Source organism: Aeromicrobium sp. (assembly GCF_049587115.1).
GTDB lineage: Bacteria > Actinomycetota > Actinomycetes > Propionibacteriales > Nocardioidaceae > Aeromicrobium.
Genome location: NZ_JBAVDI010000130.1, coordinates 1 through 17189, shown reverse-complemented (window position 1 = coordinate 17189; position 17189 = coordinate 1). Strand labels below are relative to the sequence as shown.

16 protein-coding genes are annotated in these 17189 nt (G+C 67.4%); 4 read left to right on the top strand and 12 right to left on the bottom strand.

Translation table 11 applies throughout. From position 1 onward, the window contains the following. Window positions 1-10 precede the first annotated feature (10 nt). Genes WB461_RS12145 through WB461_RS12130 form a run of 4 tightly spaced genes read right to left on the bottom strand, consistent with a single transcriptional unit; the run spans window position 11 to window position 2399 of the window. Window positions 11-679, bottom strand: a complete 669-nt coding sequence (locus WB461_RS12145) for a M50 family metallopeptidase (RefSeq protein ID WP_423853000.1) — start codon at window positions 677-679, stop codon at window positions 11-13. A gap of 5 nt (window positions 680-684) precedes the next feature. Further along, a complete protein-coding gene (locus WB461_RS12140; RefSeq protein WP_423852989.1) occupies window positions 685-1089 on the bottom strand; it encodes a tetratricopeptide repeat protein in 405 nt (134 codons plus the stop codon). A 49-nt stretch (window positions 1090-1138) separates the two neighbouring features. Beyond that, window positions 1139-1768: a hypothetical protein gene (locus tag WB461_RS12135; RefSeq protein WP_423852988.1), complete on the bottom strand. Its 630-nt coding sequence runs from the start codon at window positions 1766-1768 to the stop codon at window positions 1139-1141. A 10-nt stretch (window positions 1769-1778) separates the two neighbouring features. Continuing rightward, window positions 1779-2399 (bottom strand): NAD(P)H-dependent oxidoreductase, encoded by a 621-nt coding sequence (locus WB461_RS12130; RefSeq protein ID WP_423852987.1) that lies wholly within the window; start codon window positions 2397-2399, stop codon window positions 1779-1781. 77 nt (window positions 2400-2476) lie between these two features. On the opposite strand from WB461_RS12130, the gene WB461_RS12125 reads away from it, so the two are divergent. Next, complete coding sequence (locus WB461_RS12125; RefSeq protein WP_423852986.1) at window positions 2477-3592, top strand: metallophosphoesterase family protein; 1116 nt, start codon at window positions 2477-2479, stop codon at window positions 3590-3592. Beyond that, the gene (locus tag WB461_RS12120; RefSeq protein WP_423852985.1) at window positions 3589-6189 is read left to right on the top strand and encodes an AAA family ATPase; all 2601 of its coding nucleotides are present in this window, start codon (window positions 3589-3591) and stop codon (window positions 6187-6189) included. The genes WB461_RS12125 and WB461_RS12120 overlap by 4 nt, the downstream gene beginning before the upstream one ends. On the opposite strand, the gene WB461_RS12115 is transcribed toward WB461_RS12120, so the two are convergent. The 8 genes from WB461_RS12115 to WB461_RS12080 form a co-directional block, all read right to left on the bottom strand. Beyond that, a complete protein-coding gene (locus tag WB461_RS12115) occupies window positions 6186-6767 on the bottom strand; it encodes a DUF998 domain-containing protein (RefSeq protein WP_423852984.1) in 582 nt (193 codons plus the stop codon). The genes WB461_RS12120 and WB461_RS12115 overlap by 4 nt on opposite strands. A gap of 59 nt (window positions 6768-6826) precedes the next feature. Next, entirely contained in the window at window positions 6827-7972 is a 1146-nt protein-coding gene (locus tag WB461_RS12110; protein WP_423852983.1) for a cystathionine gamma-synthase, read from the bottom strand. Next, window positions 7969-9345 carry a cystathionine beta-synthase gene (locus tag WB461_RS12105; protein ID WP_423852982.1) on the bottom strand — a complete coding sequence of 459 codons (1377 nt, stop codon included), beginning with the start codon at window positions 9343-9345 and terminating at the stop codon, window positions 7969-7971. Before WB461_RS12105 ends, WB461_RS12110 begins: the two co-directional genes overlap by 4 nt. A gap of 45 nt (window positions 9346-9390) precedes the next feature. Continuing rightward, window positions 9391-9909 carry a hypothetical protein gene (locus WB461_RS12100; protein ID WP_423852981.1) on the bottom strand — a complete coding sequence of 173 codons (519 nt, stop codon included), beginning with the start codon at window positions 9907-9909 and terminating at the stop codon, window positions 9391-9393. 197 nt (window positions 9910-10106) lie between these two features. Next, window positions 10107-10598 carry a DUF6318 family protein gene (locus tag WB461_RS12095; protein ID WP_423852980.1) on the bottom strand — a complete coding sequence of 164 codons (492 nt, stop codon included), beginning with the start codon at window positions 10596-10598 and terminating at the stop codon, window positions 10107-10109. A 73-nt stretch (window positions 10599-10671) separates the two neighbouring features. Further along, window positions 10672-11151 carry a TM2 domain-containing protein gene (locus tag WB461_RS12090; protein ID WP_423852979.1) on the bottom strand — a complete coding sequence of 160 codons (480 nt, stop codon included), beginning with the start codon at window positions 11149-11151 and terminating at the stop codon, window positions 10672-10674. A 28-nt stretch (window positions 11152-11179) separates the two neighbouring features. Beyond that, on the bottom strand, window positions 11180-13477 hold the full coding sequence (gene secD / locus WB461_RS12085) for a protein translocase subunit SecD (RefSeq protein WP_423852978.1): 2298 nt from the start codon (window positions 13475-13477) through the stop codon (window positions 11180-11182). 58 nt (window positions 13478-13535) lie between these two features. Further along, window positions 13536-13877, bottom strand: coding sequence for a hypothetical protein (locus tag WB461_RS12080; protein ID WP_423852977.1), 342 nt, complete (start codon window positions 13875-13877; stop codon window positions 13536-13538). Window positions 13878-13944: 67 nt separating this feature from the next. Here WB461_RS12080 and WB461_RS12075 point away from each other — a divergent pair, with 67 nt between their 5' ends. Beyond that, window positions 13945-14913 carry an aldo/keto reductase gene (locus WB461_RS12075; RefSeq protein ID WP_423852976.1) on the top strand — a complete coding sequence of 323 codons (969 nt, stop codon included), beginning with the start codon at window positions 13945-13947 and terminating at the stop codon, window positions 14911-14913. 130 nt (window positions 14914-15043) lie between these two features. Continuing rightward, window positions 15044-17158 (top strand): M14 family zinc carboxypeptidase, encoded by a 2115-nt coding sequence (locus tag WB461_RS12070; RefSeq protein WP_423852975.1) that lies wholly within the window; start codon window positions 15044-15046, stop codon window positions 17156-17158. The last annotated feature ends 31 nt before the right edge of the window (window positions 17159-17189 follow it).

Here is a 17189-nt window from a genome sequence, read left to right as displayed (position 1 = left end):
GTGCGGTGAGTCAACCGATCAGGTTGGTCTGCCGGACGGCGCCACCGAGTGCGGCGAGTGTCAGCAGGAGGAGCACGATGTTCCACACCGCAGCAGGCAGGAAGGTCAGCCGGGCCAGGATGTCGGCGTCGCTCGTCCTGGTGCGTGACCGCCGCCGGTGCCGCCACAGGTCGACAACCGTCCGCGGAGCGGCCACGAGGAGGAACCAGGCGAAAGTCAGGGCAGCGAAGTCCTGCACCCGATCCGGCGCGCGCCAGATCAGCAGACTCACTCCCGCGGCGGTGAGTGTCACGACGAGCAGGCCGAACCAGTTGCGGATGAATGCCAGCATCATCGCGAGCGTCGCCAGGCCTGCGTACAGCGCCCAGGGCGTGTACCCGTGCTCGACCAGCAGAACGGAGCTCAGACCCAGGCCGGCAGGGGCGAGATAGCCGGCGGCGGCCGTGGCGATCATGCCCGCGCCCCGGGGTCGACCGCTGGACACCGTCAGCCCCGACGTGTCGGTGTGCAGCCGGATGGCGTTGAGACGGCGGCCGGTCAGGACTGCGACGACGGCATGACCGGCCTCGTGCACCAGGGTCACGAGGTGCCGGGTGAGCGACCAGATGGACGGCACGACGACCAGGACGATCGCCGTTGCCGCGGCCGCCCATTCGGGCTCAAGCCACGTGGTGTCCAGGGCCGTCAGCCGGTCTGCCGGTCGATGAGCTCGACCCGCGTGGCGTCGCGAGCGGACGCACCCATGGCGGCGGCCATGCGGTGGTGGACGGCCCCTTCGCCGTGCCGGCTCTGCCGGTCGAGGGTCAGGCCGAGCGCGGTCTGCGCCCATGCGCTGGTCGGTTCGAGCTCGACAAGGCGTCGGAACGCCTCTTCGGCGGGCTTCAGCTGGGCGGCGGCAAAGTGCGCCCGGCCGAGCAGCTCCCAGCTGGCAGAGTGAGCGGGCTCCTCGTCGACGACCCTGCGCAGCACTCGCGCGGCGTCTCGGGGGAAACGCGAGTCGAGCAGATCCTCACCGGCTCGGAAGGCGTCGAAGGCTTCCATCTCGGCAATGGCCTGGTCGGTGAGGTTGGGAGTCAGGTGGATCGTCATGCGCGCTCCTTCCGAGAGCTCGGACGGGTCAACGTCGTGGACCGGCCGGTCATTCCGTCGGCGGGGTCGTCCCTGTCGGCGCCTGCGTCGGCGACTCGGTTCCGAGGGTTGGCGTTGGCGCCGGATCGGTCGGCGTGGCAGCTGGGGGCGTCGGGTCGGTCGGCGCCGGAGTCGGAGCCGGAGCGCTGGGTGGCGGTTGGCTGCGCTGTCCGCCGAAGGTGTCGCCCAGCGTGGTTCCGCCGGATCCGTCCAGTGCCTGCCCGGAGAGCAGCTCGTAGGTCGAGATGGCCGCGAGCGCGAGGGCGAGGACGACGACGGTCGTCACGATGATGGTCCGCCAGTGCAGACCGGCGGTGCTCGGGACGATCTCGCCGCGTCGCACGGGTGAGTCGAGCTCGGCGGCCTGCTCGATCGTCTCGGCGATGTCGTCGTCCTCCTCGACCCGCCGCTGTATGACGGTGCCGCTGGCCGTGGTGACCAGCAGGGTGCGTCCCTTGTCGAGCGTCCGGCCATACAGAGCCGAGCTGAGAGTGATGACCGCACTGCCGAGGGCTGCGCCGACGAGCGTCCCCGCAACACCCAGCCGAGATGCGACGAATGCGGCGGTCACGGCGGCCAGGACGCTGGCGACGAGCTGAAACCACGACACCTCGCCGAGGAACCCGCGAAACCGTGTCATGCCGAAGAGCCTAGAGGGGGTGACCGAAGGTCTCGACGACCAGCGCGTCGATCTCGTCGAGCCAGATCGTCCGCTGGCCCTCGGTCGAGTCGGTGACCGGGCGCAGCACCCTGCGGGTGAAACGTGGCCCGCCGAGGTACGGCGCGACACAGCGGCCCCAGATCGAGGCGAGTGGATCGCCGTAGAGGTCGCGCTCACGTTCGTCGGTCGTGTCGGACGTGTTGATCACGAACAGGTTGGAGATGGGTGCGAGGGGCTCGGGATGGCCGGTGGCGTCGGCCAGCCGGTATGCGACACCGGGCACGACGACGCGGTCGATCCAGCCGCTGAGGATCGCGGGGGGCATGCCCCACCAGTTCGGGTGGATCACGACGAGACCCTCGGCCCGGCGCAGCTCCTCGCGATGCAGCGCGACGACCGGGTCCGGCTCACGAGCGAGGATGGATTCGACCGTCGCTCCGCTGGTGTGCGATTCGTCAGCCGTCAGCAGCGGGTCGAACCACTCGGCGTACAAGTCGTGGGATCGGACCTCGTGTCCCAGCGTCAGCAGTCGTTCACCGACGCGCTCGGCGATGCCATGGCAGAAGCTCGTGGCCCGCGGGTGGGCCAGCAGCAGCATGACGGTCGACATGGACTGATTCTGGCAGGAACCCGGGCTGGTGGCGTGTGATCCGAAGGACTGACGGTGGTGACGGATACGGTCGGACCATGCGATTCGTGGCGACGGCTGACTGGCAGCTGGGGATGACCGCGCACTACCTCGGTGATGAGGCGCGCCCCCGCTTCGCCCAGGCGCGCATCGATGCGATTCGCAGCATCGGACGGGTTGCCGCCGAGCGCGATGCCGCCTTCATCCTGGTGTGCGGTGACGTCTTCGAGTCGAACCAGCTCGACCGCGCCGTGGTCGCGCGGACCTTCGATGCGTTGGCCGACGTCACGGTGCCGGTCTGGTTGTTGCCCGGCAATCACGATCCGCTCGACGCGGCCTCGATCTACCGGTCCCGTGAATTCGTCGAGGGCTGCCCCGCGCACGTGCACGTGCTGGACACTCCTGGCCTGCACACGGTCGACCACGGGGTCGAGATCGTCGCCGCACCGTGGTTCAGCAAGGCGCCGCTGACGGATCTCGTCGCGGCGGCCTTGGCCGACGTCGAGCCTCGCGACGGCATCGTGCGGATCGTGGCCGGCCATGGCACCGTGCTCGGGATCGATCGCGACAACCCCGCCGGGATCAACGAGGACGACCTCACGGCAGCCATCCACTCGGGCCGGGCCGACTTCGCGGTGCTCGGCGACCGGCACTCCACGACTCGGGTCACCGATCGCATCTGGTATCCAGGTGCGCCCGAGGTGACCAGCCGCCGCGAGGACGATCCAGGCAATGTCCTGGTTGTTGATGTCGACGGCACGTCGGTCACGGTCGATCCTGTTCCGGTCGGCACCTGGTCCTACGTCCACCACCGCGCAGAGCTCAGCAGCGCGGCCGATGTCGATGAGCTCGAGCGATGGCTGGCCGAGCTGCCGGCCAAGCACCGCACCGCCGTGTGGTTGTCGCTGACGGGCGCGCTCAGCATCGGTGAGAAGGCCCGGCTGGACACGATCCTCGACGCCGCGCGTGACCTGTTCGCGCTGGTCGACCTCTGGGAGCGCCACAGCGATCTCGTCGTGACGCCCGCCGACGGAGAGTTCGGCGACCTGGGCCTGACGGGCTTCGCCCGTGCGGCTGTCGACGAGCTCACCCGGCTGTTGGAGCAGGACGACGCACAGACGGCGCGGGACGCACTGGGGTTGCTCTACCGCTTCAGCCACGGGGGTGCCGCGTGAGGCTGCACCGGATCGCGCTGACCGATTTCCGCGGCGTCACGGCCAGCGACGTCGGGTTCGAGGCACCCGGGGTGACTGTCGTGGTGGGCCCCAACGAGGTTGGCAAGTCCTCGTTGGCCGAGGCGTTGCGTCTCATCCGAGAGTTCAAGTCCTCCTCGCAGCACTCGGCGATTCGCGCGGTGCAGCCGACCAATCGCGATGTCGGGCCCGAGGTGACGATCGAGGCCTCCAGCGGTCCCTTCCGCTTCACCTACACCAAGCGTTGGCTCCGCAAGCCGATGACCGAGCTCACCATCTCGGCGCCGGCGGCCGAGCAGCTGACCGGAGATGCCGCGCACGATCGTGTCGAGCAGATCTTCAGTGCCACGATGGACGACGATCTGTGGGCTGCCCTCCAGCAGGTGCAGGGCGAATCGCTCCAGCAGGCGCGGCTTGCGCGGATCGTTCCGCTGCAGTCGGCGTTGTCGACGCTCGCTGACGACGGTGCCGACACCGGCACGTCGCACGAGGACCTGATCGACCGCATCGAGCAGGAATATCGCCGATACTTCACCGCGACCGGGCGCCCCACCGACACCTACGCCGCAACGATCCGCGAGCTCGGCGAACGGTCCGAGGTCGTGGCGGCGGCTGAGCAGGCACTCCGGGCGGTTGACGAAGTCGTCGAGCGGCACGAGCGTCTGACCGCCGAGCGGACCAGGCTTGTCGAGCGAGTCGACCTTGCCCGCGTCGATGCAGATCAGCTCGCCGAGCGCGAGGGAGATCTGACCGACCTGCGTCGCCAGCACGACGAGGCGACAGTGCGGCTCAACCAGGCAGAGATCGCGCTGGCAGCCGCGCAGGCAGCGGTCGAGGCGCGCGCGGAGCGACGCGCGGAGGCCGAGGAGCGTGCTGGACTGGCTCTGGCCGCGACCGAGGCGTGGGAGCTGGCGGTGGCCGAGCACGAGGCCGCGGTCGCCTCCGTGAACGAGTTCGATGCCGCTCGTGAAGACGTCACCGCCGACCTTCGTGCTCTACGCGCCGAAGTCGGCGAGGCCGATCGATCCGTCCGCTCTGTGCAGGCGCGGATCGACGCCGAAGCGGTCCGCGAACGCCTCGCCGGCATCGACTCGGCGACGGCTCGCCTCGAGGTCGCCGAGGCCGAGATTGCTGACAATCGCGTCGAGCCCGACACTGTGAGCCGACTGGCTGACACTGTCGCCCGACTGAATGCCGATCGGGATGCCGCTGCCGCCGGCGCGGCCCGATTCACCGTTGAGCGGCTGGGCCGATCTGTGGTGACGATCGACGAGGACGACATCGACGCCAGCATCACCCGTGACCTGACCGCAGCAGCAACCGTCGAGGTTGCCGGCGTCGTGCGGGTCTGCATCACACCCGACGACCAGGCGGTCCGCCGCAGCCGTCAGATCGAGGATCGAGCACACCAGGTCGAGGCCCTGCTGGCAGATCTTGGGGTCTCGGACCTGGCTGAGGCGCGTCGACGCAGCGGCGAGCGGGAGGACGCCGTACGGCGAGCCGATGCCGCTCGGGTCGAGCGGGAGACTCTGCTCGCCGGCGAGACCGTGGAGGCCGTGCGGGCTCGGCTGTCTGCCGCGTCGATCGAGCCGGGTCCTGCGCCGGGACAGACCGATCTGGTCAACGCGCGCACCCTGCTCGACGAGCTGGCCACCCGCCTGGCCGAGACAGAGGCTGCGGCGTCCGATTCATCCCACGAGCGGGACCGCGTCGTCGCCGTGCTCAACACCACCAACGAACGGCGACTCAAGGCCGAGACGGTCGCCGGCAGTGCGGCCGACGAGTCCGATCGTGCGATGCTGCGGCTCGCGGCCGATCGCGAGGTACGTGATGATGCGGGACTCGACGAGGCGCTGACCGACTGCCGGACGCAACACATGTCGCATGCTGCCGCGCTCGAGTCGGCGCGCACGGCGCTGCGCGATCAGGACGCTGACGGGCTGGAGATGCTCGCTTCCAACGCGCGAGAGCTGGCCAAGCGGCTGGTCGACGATCTCGCCCAGCGGGATGCCGATCTTGTGGCGTCGACCACCGAGCTGGAGGTGCGTGGGCGTGACGGATTGCGCAACCGCCTCGACGAATCATTGGCCAAGCAGGCCAACACCAGCCGCGTGCACGACTCGCTGCACTCGCGAGCGACTGCGGCCCAGCTGCTTCGTGACACGATGCGGGCGCACCGTGACTCTGCGCAGCAGCGCTACGTTGCACCGTTTCGGCAGGCGGTCGAGTTGTTGGGGGCGATCGTGTTCGGCGCGGGGTTTGCGGTGGGCATCGGCGATGACCTGTCCATCGTCAGCCGCACCATCGACGGTGCGACGGTGCCGTTCGAGTCCCTGTCCGGCGGGGCCAAGGAGCAGCTTGCCCTGATCGGTCGACTCGCGACCGCCCAGCTGGTGAGCTCGGACGACGGCGCTCCGGTGATCCTCGACGACTCGCTCGGGTTCACCGACGCCGATCGCCGGCGCCGGCTCGCCGCAGTTCTCAACCGGGTCGGCGCCACCTCTCAGATCATCATCTTGACGTGCGAGCCCGAACGTTTCGCCGACATCGGCTCGGCCCGCACGGTGCGGCTCGGCTAAGCGAGCCTTTCCCGGGTGTGCGCGGCCACGGTGCTCAACGCGAGGACCGACACCCACGCATACCCCGGCCACAGCGCGAGTCGCTCGAACGCCCCCAGGCCCGAGGCAGCGTCGACCGACAGGATCGTGACAAAGCCGACCACGCCGGCTGTCGACATGACCGCGGCGATGCAGGTCGCCGCGGCGAGGCCCCGCCGGGTCGACCACAGGCTGACGCCGGTCATCAGCAGGGCTGTCGGTTGGGCCAAGAAGATGGGCAGCGCAACCAGACCGTGCAGCCCTCCGTGCTCATTGACCGGTACGAGACTGACGCCGATCGAACCGACGCCGGAGAGGCACCACAGGGCTACGGCGGCGCTGCCGGCGCGGCCTGGCAGGATCCGCCGGCCGAGCAGCAGCGCACCCAACGCCAGGGAGAGCCCGAAATAGGCGAACCCGACGTTCATGAGTCCGTGCCATGGCGAGCACAGCACCTCTCCGCGGATCGTTCGGCACGACGTGTTGCCCAGATCGCTGATCGTGCTGGTGGCGAAGCGGTAGTCCTGGGATGCCTGCAGGCCGACGATGACCTCGAGCACGATGTACAGCGGCTGTAACGTCCACGCGGTAGCCCCGAGGAGCGCCCCGCGACCCGGCCTCAGCGCAACGCCTGCTCGAGGTCGGCCAGCAGGTCGGCGATGTCCTCGATGCCGACCGACAGCCGGACGAGGTCGTCAGGCACCTCCAGCTGGGACCCTGCGGTCGAGGCGTGCGTCATCGCCGCGGGGTGCTCGATGAGCGACTCGATGCCGCCGAGGCTCTCTGCGAGCGTGAACACCTTCGTCCGTGCGCAGAGATCCTGCGCGGCCTTGGTCCCGCCGGCGAGCCGTACCGAGATCATGCCGCCGAAGCGACTCATCTGCTTTGCGGCGACCTCGTGACCTGGGTGACCCGGCAGGCCCGGGTAGAGCACCGAGGTGATGGCGGGGTGCCCCTGCAACAGGTCGACGACGGCCTCGGCGTTGTCGCAGTGCCGGTCCATGCGAACCGCGAGCGTCTTGGCGCCGCGCATCGTCAAGAAGGCGTCGAACGGGCTGGGTACTCCGCCCGCACCGTTCTGTAGGAAGGCGAATGCGGTGTCGAGCTCGGAATCGTTGGTGACGAGGACGCCGCCGACGACGTCGGAGTGCCCGCCGATGTACTTCGTGGTGGAGTGCAACACCACGTCAGCCCCGAGCGACAGCGGCTGCTGGAGATAGGGGGAGGCGAAGGTGTTGTCGACCACGAGCTTGGTCTCGGCGTCGTGAGCGATTTGGCTGATCGCCGCGATGTCACCGACATTGAGCAGGGGATTGGTCGGGGTCTCGATCCAGACTGCCTTGGTCGCCGGTGTGATTGCCGCTCGGATCGCGTCGAGGTCGTTGACTGCTGCGACGGAGTAGGTGACGCCCCACTGCGTGAAGACCTTGTCGATCAGGCGGAATGTGCCGCCGTAGGCGTCGTCCGGGATCACGAGGTGGTCGCCGGGGCGGAGCAACGAGCGGAGTGCGCAGTCGGTGGCAGCCATGCCCGAGCTGAACGCCCGTCCGTGCGCACCACCTTCGAGCGCCGCGAGATTTGCTTCGAGGGCGGAGCGGGTCGGGTTGCCGGTACGGGCGTATTCGTAGCCCCCACGCATGCCGCCCACACCGTCCTGCTGGAATGTCGAGCTGGCATAGATCGGCACGTTGACCGCACCATTTTCGGCATTGGGCTCGTATCCCGCGTGAATCGCGCGGGTGGCGAAACCAGGTGTCTCGGTCATACGTGAACTCCCAGCAGGTCGTGGCGTGTCAGCACGCCGAGGGGCTTGCCGTCCTCAATGACCATGACGGCATCGCTGACGCTGAGCGCTTTGAGGGCGGCGTCGAGGCTCTCGCCCGAGCCGAGCAGCGGCATGGCGGGCTCCATGTGCTTGGACACGGGATCGGTCAGCTTCGCGCGACCCTCGAACACCGCGCTGATCAGGGCGCGTTCGTTGACGCTGCCGGCGACCTCGCCGATCACGACGGGAGGCTCGGCGCCGACCACCGGCATCTGGGAGACGTTGTACTCGCGCAGGATCTCGATCGCGTCGCGGATGGTCTCCGACGGGTGGGTGTGCACCAGCGCCGGCATCCCTCCGGACTTGCTGAGCAGCAAATCACCCGCGGTCATGTCGTGCGCCTGACCGTCCAGTGGTTCGCGCAGGAAGCCGTAGGACGACATCCAGTCGTCGTTGAAGATCTTGGAGAGGTAGCCGCGGCCACCGTCCGGCAGCAGAACGACGACCAGGGCGTCAGGACCGGCGTCCGCAGCAACCTGGAGGGCCGCCACGGTCGCCATGCCGCAGGATCCGCCGACCAGCAGCCCCTCTTCGCGGGCAAGTCTGCGGGTCATCTCGAACGAGTCGGCGTCCGAGACCGCGATGATCTCGTCGGGAATCGACGGATCGTAGGCGCTGGGCCAGAAGTCCTCGCCAACGCCTTCGACCAGGTACGGCCGGCCGGTGCCGCCCGAGTAGACCGATCCCTCGGGGTCGGCGCCGATGACCTTGACCTTGCCACCGGACATCTCTTTGAGGTAGCGGCCGACGCCGCTGATCGTGCCGCCGGTGCCGACGCCAGCGACGAAGTGCGTCACCTTGCCGTCGGTGTCGGCCCAGATCTCGGGGCCGGTCGTCTCGTAGTGGCTTTCGGGGCCGGCGGGGTTGGAGTACTGGTCGGGCTTCCAGGCCCCTTCGGTCTCGCGCACCAACCGGTCGGAGACGTTGTAATAGCTGTCGGGGTGCTCGGGCGGAACTGCGGTCGGGCAGACGACGACCGTGGCCCCGTAGGCCCGCATCGTGTTGCGCTTGTCCTCGCTGACCTTGTCCGGGCACACGAAGATGCATTGGTAGCCGCGTTGCTGGGCGACCAGCGCCAGACCGACGCCGGTGTTGCCGGAGGTCGGTTCGACGATCGTCCCGCCGGGCTTGAGGGCTCCTGAGGCTTCGGCGGCGTCGACCATCTTGACCGCGATGCGGTCTTTGGCACTTCCACCGGGGTTGAGGTACTCGATTTTGGCGGCCACGGTCGCGGATCCCGCGGAGGTGACGGAGTTGAGCCGGACCAGCGGGGTGTTGCCGATCAGGTCAACGATGTGATTAGCGATGCTCATGCGGCCCATTCTTGCATTGACTGGGCTCCCTCGATCGTGCTGGAGTCACGGCCTGGTGAGGACCGGCGCAGCCTCGTGAACCTCGAGAGTGGAGGCCGGGCCGGACGCCTGCAGAGTCTGCCCGACGGTCTGCCAAGCGCCTCCGTCGACGCGGTAGCGGACGCGGTAGGTGACGTCGACTCGAGGGTGCACGGACTTGGCTGGAACGCGGTAGCGATGTGTCACGTCCATCCCGGGATATGGCGCACCCGGACGGTTTGTCGTCGCGGTAGTGCCGTCACCGTGAACCCAGTGGAAGCTCATGGGGTCGGCGGTCAGGTCGATGGCGAAGCCCAGCAGGTTGATGCTGCGGTCGAACGCTCGAGGCACGGTGTAGAGGATCGTGGGGACGTTGACGAGGGTCTCCTCGCGCGGCTGGATGTGGATCGCGAGACTCGGCAGCCCGATCTCGCGCACCGCCTTCACGACGTCCCCCTCCGTGAGCCCCCGCCCCTTCGGATCGTCGGGTGGAGCATCGTCGAAACTCTTTGCGTAGCACTGCTCGACGCCGTCAAGATCCTCCACGCACACGGCGTCAACGGGTATTAGCGGCGAGGTGAGCAGGGGCGAGTTCGCAGCTTCGCCACGCGTCGCGGATATCTTGCGCTCGACTGACAGGTGGAGCTTCGGAGACCAAGCGTCCGGAGCCACATCGACGTCTGCTGAAGCGGGGAGGCTAGATCCCAGCAAGAGAATGATTGCCAAGATGCTCCCAAGTCGCATCAAGACTTGTCCGCCATCCTGATGTCCTGAATTTTGTAGGGCGGGCTCTCACTCAGGATGAACGCGAAAGCGTAGGGGTTGGATTCGCGTCCTTCGCGCACTGCTAGCTCGGCGCGAACGATTAGGGGAGCGCGATCGGACGACGCAACGATCCGTTTTAGAGACCAAAGTTTCCCGGTGAACCGCTGGTCACCGGTTGGTTCGTCGCTGAACGCCATTGCGAAGCTGTCACAGGGCGCGCATTCGTGCGACAAGGAGAGCATCGGCTTTGTTCTCCCGCTGTTCGCTGCGAGGTTCACGACGTCGATGTAATGCTTGACGAATGCTGCTGCGCCCTCGGGAGAGTCCTTCTTCGCCTGCGCGGGCATGCTCGGCAGTGTCGCTGGTGGGGTGGCCGAGGACGCGCTGGCCTCAGGCTCCCTCGGTACGGGCTCGGACGAGCAAGCCGTCAGCCCTAGCAGCACCACCAGGACAATTCCCCCGAATCGCATGCGGCGAAACTATCGAAACAGCACCTGTCCTGTCAGCCCCCGAACGGCAACTTGTGGACGCCCGAGGCCAAATTCAGGGTCGCAGCGGACGCCCCTGGGCGTCCTTCGGATCGCCAGTGAGCATGACGATGCCGTCGATGAAGGGCCAGAGTGCGCCGATGCCGCAGGTGAAAATCGTGACCAGGAGTTGAGCAACTCCTAATCCTGTGTTGCCGATGTAGAAGCGGCCGATGCCGAGCGGCAACAGAATTTGCAGCAGTCCAGCAATGAGCTTCTGCTTCTCCGAGTACGGGATCCCCGTCACCGGGTGGACACCCCAAGGCGCGCCTGGATGTGCGCCGTATGCGGGGCCCGGAGGCCGCCCGTAGCCGGGCGGGGGCGGCGGATAGGCGCCGCCCGGTGGTGGCCCGTAGCCGGGCGGGGGCGGCGGATAGGCGCCCGGAGGCGGAGGCGGAGGCGGCGTGGCCGGGCCGTAGTCGGGTCCCTCAGCCTCGCTCTCGTATGGCTGGGTCGGCTCGTTCGGGTCGCCGTGCTCCGGGGGTGTCGACGTCATGACCACACCCTAGGGCGCCGGGGGCCACTCATATGACCGCACCGGTGGACCGGCCGTCGTCGACGTTCGCGTACGGGTCGACCAGCCGCTTGCGCGAATTCGAGGGATCGAAGGGCCAGCGCTCCTCCAGCACCACCGCCAGCGCAGATGCCGTGAAGATGGTCGACAGGATGCCGACCGACAGGCCCATCAGCAATGCGATCGCGAAGTCGGTGAGCGAGTCGCCGCCGAGAACAGCGAGAGCGGCCAGGATGAACATCGCTCCCAGGCCGGTGTTGATCGTGCGCGGGATGGTCTGCAGGATCGCCTCGTTGACGACGTCACGCAACGGACGACGGCGGTTCGCTGCGGTGTGCTCCCGAATGCGGTCGAACACCACGATCGTGTCGTTGACCGCCAGGCCGATGATCGACAGCACGGCCGCAAGGAACACACCATCGATCGGCTTGCCCCACCATGCGAACGCACCAACGACGGTCAGCACGACCGAAGCCATCGAAAGCACCGCAGCCGCTGCGTAGGTCCACCGGAACCGCCAGGCGAGATAGATCATCTGCGCAGCGATTGCGATCGCGAAGGCGATCACGGCCTTGTCGCGGAGCTCCTTGCCCAGACTTGGCCCGATCAGCTCGTCCCGCTCCTTGTCGACCTCGCCCGCGACACCGGCCAGCGCCGTCTCGATCCTGAACGCCTCGTCGTTGGTGATGTCGTCCACCCGCACGGTGATGTTCTCGGTGCCCCCGTCGCCGGACGATGACTGGACGACAGCCTTCGGGAAGCCTGCGTCGCCGACCGCCTCACGCGCCTGCTCGACCTCGACGGTCTGGGAGGTGGAGTACTCCAACAGCCGCCCGCCGGTGAACTCGACGCCAAGGTCGAGCCCACGCAGGACGATGCCACCAACCGAGATCATCGCGACGACAGCAGTGGCCGCGATCCAGGTGCCGCTGCGCTTCATCAGGTCGGGCCCGTTCTCGGTCAGCCACGTGCGCAGGCGGCCGGTACCGGCGATGCCGCTGATCCGGGGATGCCGACGGACGTAGGCACGCTTCATCGCCCATTCGCTCAGGACCCGTGCGACCACCAGAGCCGAGATCATCGATGCCACGACACCGATCGACAGCGTCACACCGAAGCCCTTGACCGGTCCGGACGCGAAGAAGAACAGCAGGGCCGCGGCCAGCAACGTGGTCACGTTGGAATCGATGATCGCGGACCACGCCTTGCTGAAGCCGGTGTTGAGCGCGGGGGACAACCCTGCGGCGGTTCGTTCGGCGTATTCCTCGCGAGCGCGCTCGAACACCAGCACGTTGGCGTCGATCGCCAGGCCGACAGCGAGCACGAAACCGGCGAGGCCAGGAAGGGTCAGGGTGGCGCCGAGCCAGACCAAGATGCCGTACGAGATCAGGGCGTACGAACCCAGCGCGATCGTCGCGAGGAGACCGACCAGCCGGTAGACGAACATGATGAACAGCCCGGTGAGGATGATGCCGATGATCGCCGCCTCGATTGAAGCGTCGATCGCGACCTTGCCCAGCGTTGGTCCCACGGTCCTCTGCTCAACCGTCTCGACCGGGACCGGCAGGGCACCTCCCTTGATCAGGACGGCTAGGTCCTTGGCCGAGGCTTGGGTGAAGTCGCCGCTGATGCTGGTGCTGCTGCCGCCGCCAGAAGCGCACAGCTCTGGCACGACGCCAGGGGAGGAGATGACTTCGGTGTCCAGCACGATCGCGACTCGGTTCCCGGCCGCTGGGTTGGCGCAGGCGTCGGACACCAGCTGCTTCCAGCCGGTACGACCCTGGCCGTTGAAATCGACGTTGACCAGCCACTGGCCGAGTCCTTGCTGCTCGGTCTGGGCCGACGCGTCCTTGACTCCGTTGCCGTCCAGGAGCGGCTTGCCGACCAGCACGGGCTGTCCGCTCTCGTCGTCGAGGATCTGTTCCCCGGCGCCGGGCTCCTGACCCTCGGTGGGGATGCCGAGGACTTCGTGGAAGGACAGCTGTGCGGTCTGGCCGATGACTTTGGCCGCCTCGCGCGGGTCCTGCAGTCCCGGCAGTTCGATGATGATGCGCGTCTCGCCGGATCGGGCCAGCGTCGGCTCGGCGACCCCCAGCGCGTCGACCCGTCCGCGCAGCACGCTGAGGGCGCGATCGGTCGATTCTGCGTCAGCCTTGACCCGATCGGAGTCCTGAGTCTCCAGCACGATCTGGGTCCCGCCGCGAAGGTCCAGGCCGAGCTTGGCCGAGCTGGTGAGCGCGAAGGTCAGGGCGATGGCGACGACGAAGAATGCGGCGACGGCGCGCCACCATGGGGCACGGGAGATCATGGAGGACTTTCAGGCAGGAGCGCCGGAGTGGCGCAGGTGGACGGGAACGCTTCGCGGCTCAGAGAACCGGTGGCGCCCGTCCGGTTGCCGTGACGACGTCTCGCCCGGGCTGGACCGCAACGGTGTGCGGGGCTGCGAACGCCAGAATCGCGCTGGCGTCTGGAACGTCTACCGGTGGGGTCGCGGCGAGGTCGAGGTCGGGCAGGGCCTGGTTGCGGTCGGTCGCGGTGAGGGACTGCGGGATTCGTCCGGGCTTGACCCAGGTGCCTGCCTGTGTGGACCCGGTCGTGGGCCGCGGGCCCGAGGTTGTGGCGTGACCGCCAAAGTTCACGACGAGTGCGATCACGAGTACTGCCGCCAGTCCTGCGGCGCAATGGCGCACCGCAGGCATCGTGGTCATCGGCCGAGTGTAACCGGGCGTCGAACGCGCGGGCGTACCCGCCGTGGCACGTGCCTAGGGTGGACGGATGAGCACCCGACGCCCTCTCGGCACCAGCGACCTGACCGTGTCGACCGTGGGGGTGGGCTGCAACGCCTTCGGCGCCCGGATCGGGGCTCAGCAGACAGCCGCGGTGGTCGACGCAGCCTTCGAGAACGGCATCGACTTCTTCGACACCGCTGACGTCTACGACACTGGCCAGAGCGAGCAGCTGCTCGGACAGGCGCTGGCTGGACGGCGTGACCAGGCCATCATCGGCACGAAGTTCGGCATGGACATGCAGGGCGTCAACGGGGACGACGGTGGTCGTCGCGGCACCGCGGAGTACGTCCGCACGGCCGTCGAGGCCAGCTTGCAGCGACTGGGCACCGACTACATCGACCTCTATCAGCTGCACACCCCTGATCCCTCGACGCCGATCCTGGAGACGTTGGGGGCGATGTCCGAGCTGGTGATCGAGGGCAAGGTCCGTGCGATTGGCTGCTCCAATCTGCAGTCCTGGCAGGTGGTCGACGCGGACTGGCTCGCGCGGACTGCCGGCCTGGAGTCCTTCGTGACCGCCCAGAACGAGTACTCCCTCTACAACCGCACCGCCGAGGTGGAGCTGGTGCCCGCGTGTCTCGCGCTCGGCGTCGGAATCCTGCCGTACTTCCCGTTGGCGTACGGCTTGCTGACCGGCAAGTATCGGCGTGGTGAGCCCGCGCCGGCGGGGACGCGGCTGGCCGTTCAGTCCAAGCGGCTACAGGACGCCGACTGGGATCGCATCGAGGCGCTCGAAGAGTTCGCGGCTTCTCGGGAGATCTCTGTTCTGGAGCTGGCGATCGGAGGCTTGGCCGCCCAGCCGGGGGTCTCGAGCGTCATCGCAGGCGTCACGACCCCGGAGCAGGTTGCGGCCAACGCCGCCGCAGCGCGATGGATTCCTGATGGGTCCGATCTGGACGCGCTGGCCGAGATCGGACGGCCGCACCAGTCGTACACGACATTCGCACCACGATGAAGGTGCCCGACCTGCCGGGAAAAAGTTTTCAGCAGACAGGTCGTCACGAATAACCATGTGAACTACGTCTCGTTGGTTCGAAATAACTAGTCACACCTGGACTGGTCGTTACCGACGAACGGGAGAACCCATGGCCTACCGGCCCCGCCACACCCGAACCTCCATCATTTCCGCAGCTGTCGCTGTCAGCCTGATCGGGGTCGCGCCACTCGTGGCATCCGGCCCGGCCCAGGCGGAGGACCCCTTCAAGACCCAGCTCGTGACGGTCAATACACCGACGAAGGCTGACAAGGCCCTGCTCCAGACTTTGGGTCTGGATCTCACCGAGCATGCCGGAAAGGGGTATGTCGAGGTCGTTCTGCACAACAATGCAGACGCGTCGGCCCTTCGCGAAGCAGGTCTCCCGTATGACGTTCGGATCCCGGATCTGACGATGCGTGAGGCGCAGAACAACCGAGCCAACGCGGCATACGCGGCAGCAACGGTGACGTCCCCGCTGCCCTCCGGCCGGGACACCTACCGCAAGCTGGCCGACTACAACACGGACATGGCAGCACTTGCCGCGTCCAAGCCGTTGATCGCCAAAGGAATCACGCTTCCGCACAAGTCTCTCGACGGCAAGACCGTGCGCGGTATCGAGATCGGCGCCAAGGTCAACGCTGCCGAGGACGGCCGTCCCGTCTTCCTGCTGATGGGGCTTCACCACGCACGTGAGTGGCCGTCCGGTGAGCTTGCCATGGAGTTCGCGACTGATCTGGTCAAGAACTACGGGACCGATTCCCGCATCACCAACCTGCTCGACCGCTCGCGCGTCATCGTGGTCCCGGTCGTCAACGTCGACGGATTCGACCAGTCACGTACTGACGGCGAGCTCGTCGATCTCCGTGAAGTCGACAACGGTGACACGGTGACGATCCTTGGAACACCCGGCAACGCGTACAAGCGCAAGAACTGCCGAGTCGTCGACGGCGTCGACACCCCGGACGGCACCTGCGCGGCAGCTGCGACCAGTCCCGGCGGCTATGGCATCGGGGTCGACCTCAACCGCAACTACGGCGGCTTCTGGGGCGGACCCGGAGCCTCCGACACCTTCGCCGATCCGACCTATCGCGGCGCCTCGGCGTTCTCGGAGCCGGAGTCGCAGAACATCCGCGAGCTCGTCAGCGCTCGTCAGGTCACGACGCTGATCTCGAACCACACGTTCTCCAACTTGGTGCTTCGTCCCAACGGCGTCGACCCCGACACGATCGGACACGACGGACTGCCCGTGGGAGATGCTCATGACGAGGCAGGCCTGAAGGCCCTGGGTGCCACCATGACGGCCAGCAACGGCTACCAGAACATCCACGGTTGGCAGCTCTATGACACGACGGGCACGACTGAGGACTGGTCATACAACGCCACCGGCGGATTCGGCTACACCTTCGAGATCGGCCCCGACGAGTTCCACCCACCGTTCCCCAAGGTCGTGGACGAATACCTTGGTGCCGGGGAGTTTGCCGGAAAGGGCAATCGGGCCGCCTACCTCTCGGCCCTGGAGAACACCGTGAACACGGCAACGCACTCGGTGATCGCCGGTAAGGCGCCTGCTGGCGCGACGCTGCGCCTGCGGAAGTCGTTCGCGACGCCCACCTGGACCGGCAGCTTCCAGGACACGCTCGACACGACCATGAAGGTCGGTGCCGACGGCAGGTACACGTGGCACGTCAACCCGTCGACGCGTCCGGTGGTGCAGTCCAAGCTGGTCGAGATCACCGAGAGCCAGCCGGTTCGCAGCCAGACCTTCAACGGCGGACCGACGGCGGTCAACCAGCAGGTTGATCATCCGTTCACGATCACCGAGACAGGGATCGACCTGATGCAGGTCAAGCTCGACTGGCCGACGCCGGACGATCTCGACCTCGAGGTCTACCTCAAGAAGGCCGATGGAACGCTGACCCAGGTCGGCTCGTCCGGTAATGCACCCGGTGAGAAGGAGCTGGCCAAGATCGCGGCCCCGGTTCCCGGCGACTACATCCTTCGCGTGATCAACTTCGCGTCGGTCGCTCCGACGTACACGTTGGATGCGACGTTGTTCGACTCGAAGGTGGTCAGCTCATCGGAGGTTCCCGGCCTGATCGAGAACTGGACGATGACCTGCGAGAAGGACGGCAAGATCTTGGAGCAGGTGCCGGTGCTGGTCGATCGTGGCCAGCAGGCCAAGGTCGATCTGAAGACCTGCATCACCAAGGCCAGGATAGGCTGATCACCCAAGCTGGCCGGCAGCCGCCTGGACG

Excerpts from the sequence above, each read along its gene's own strand:
- WB461_RS12070 (WP_423852975.1), top strand. The coding sequence starts at position 15,044 with ATGGCCTACCGGCCCCGCCACACCCGAACCTCCATCATTTCCGCAGCT.
- WB461_RS12090 (WP_423852979.1), bottom strand. The coding sequence starts at position 11,151 with ATGACGTCGACACCCCCGGAGCACGGCGACCCGAACGAGCCGACCCAG.
- WB461_RS12080 (WP_423852977.1), bottom strand. The coding sequence starts at position 13,877 with ATGACCACGATGCCTGCGGTGCGCCATTGCGCCGCAGGACTGGCGGCA.
- secD (WP_423852978.1), bottom strand. The coding sequence starts at position 13,477 with ATGATCTCCCGTGCCCCATGGTGGCGCGCCGTCGCCGCATTCTTCGTC.
- WB461_RS12075 (WP_423852976.1), top strand. The coding sequence starts at position 13,945 with ATGAGCACCCGACGCCCTCTCGGCACCAGCGACCTGACCGTGTCGACC.
- WB461_RS12140 (WP_423852989.1), bottom strand. The coding sequence starts at position 1,089 with ATGACGATCCACCTGACTCCCAACCTCACCGACCAGGCCATTGCCGAG.
- WB461_RS12110 (WP_423852983.1), bottom strand. The coding sequence starts at position 7,972 with ATGACCGAGACACCTGGTTTCGCCACCCGCGCGATTCACGCGGGATAC.
- WB461_RS12125 (WP_423852986.1), top strand. The coding sequence starts at position 2,477 with ATGCGATTCGTGGCGACGGCTGACTGGCAGCTGGGGATGACCGCGCAC.
- WB461_RS12130 (WP_423852987.1), bottom strand. The coding sequence starts at position 2,399 with ATGTCGACCGTCATGCTGCTGCTGGCCCACCCGCGGGCCACGAGCTTC.
- WB461_RS12105 (WP_423852982.1), bottom strand. The coding sequence starts at position 9,345 with ATGAGCATCGCTAATCACATCGTTGACCTGATCGGCAACACCCCGCTG.
- WB461_RS12095 (WP_423852980.1), bottom strand. The coding sequence starts at position 10,598 with ATGCGATTCGGGGGAATTGTCCTGGTGGTGCTGCTAGGGCTGACGGCT.
- WB461_RS12135 (WP_423852988.1), bottom strand. The coding sequence starts at position 1,768 with ATGACACGGTTTCGCGGGTTCCTCGGCGAGGTGTCGTGGTTTCAGCTC.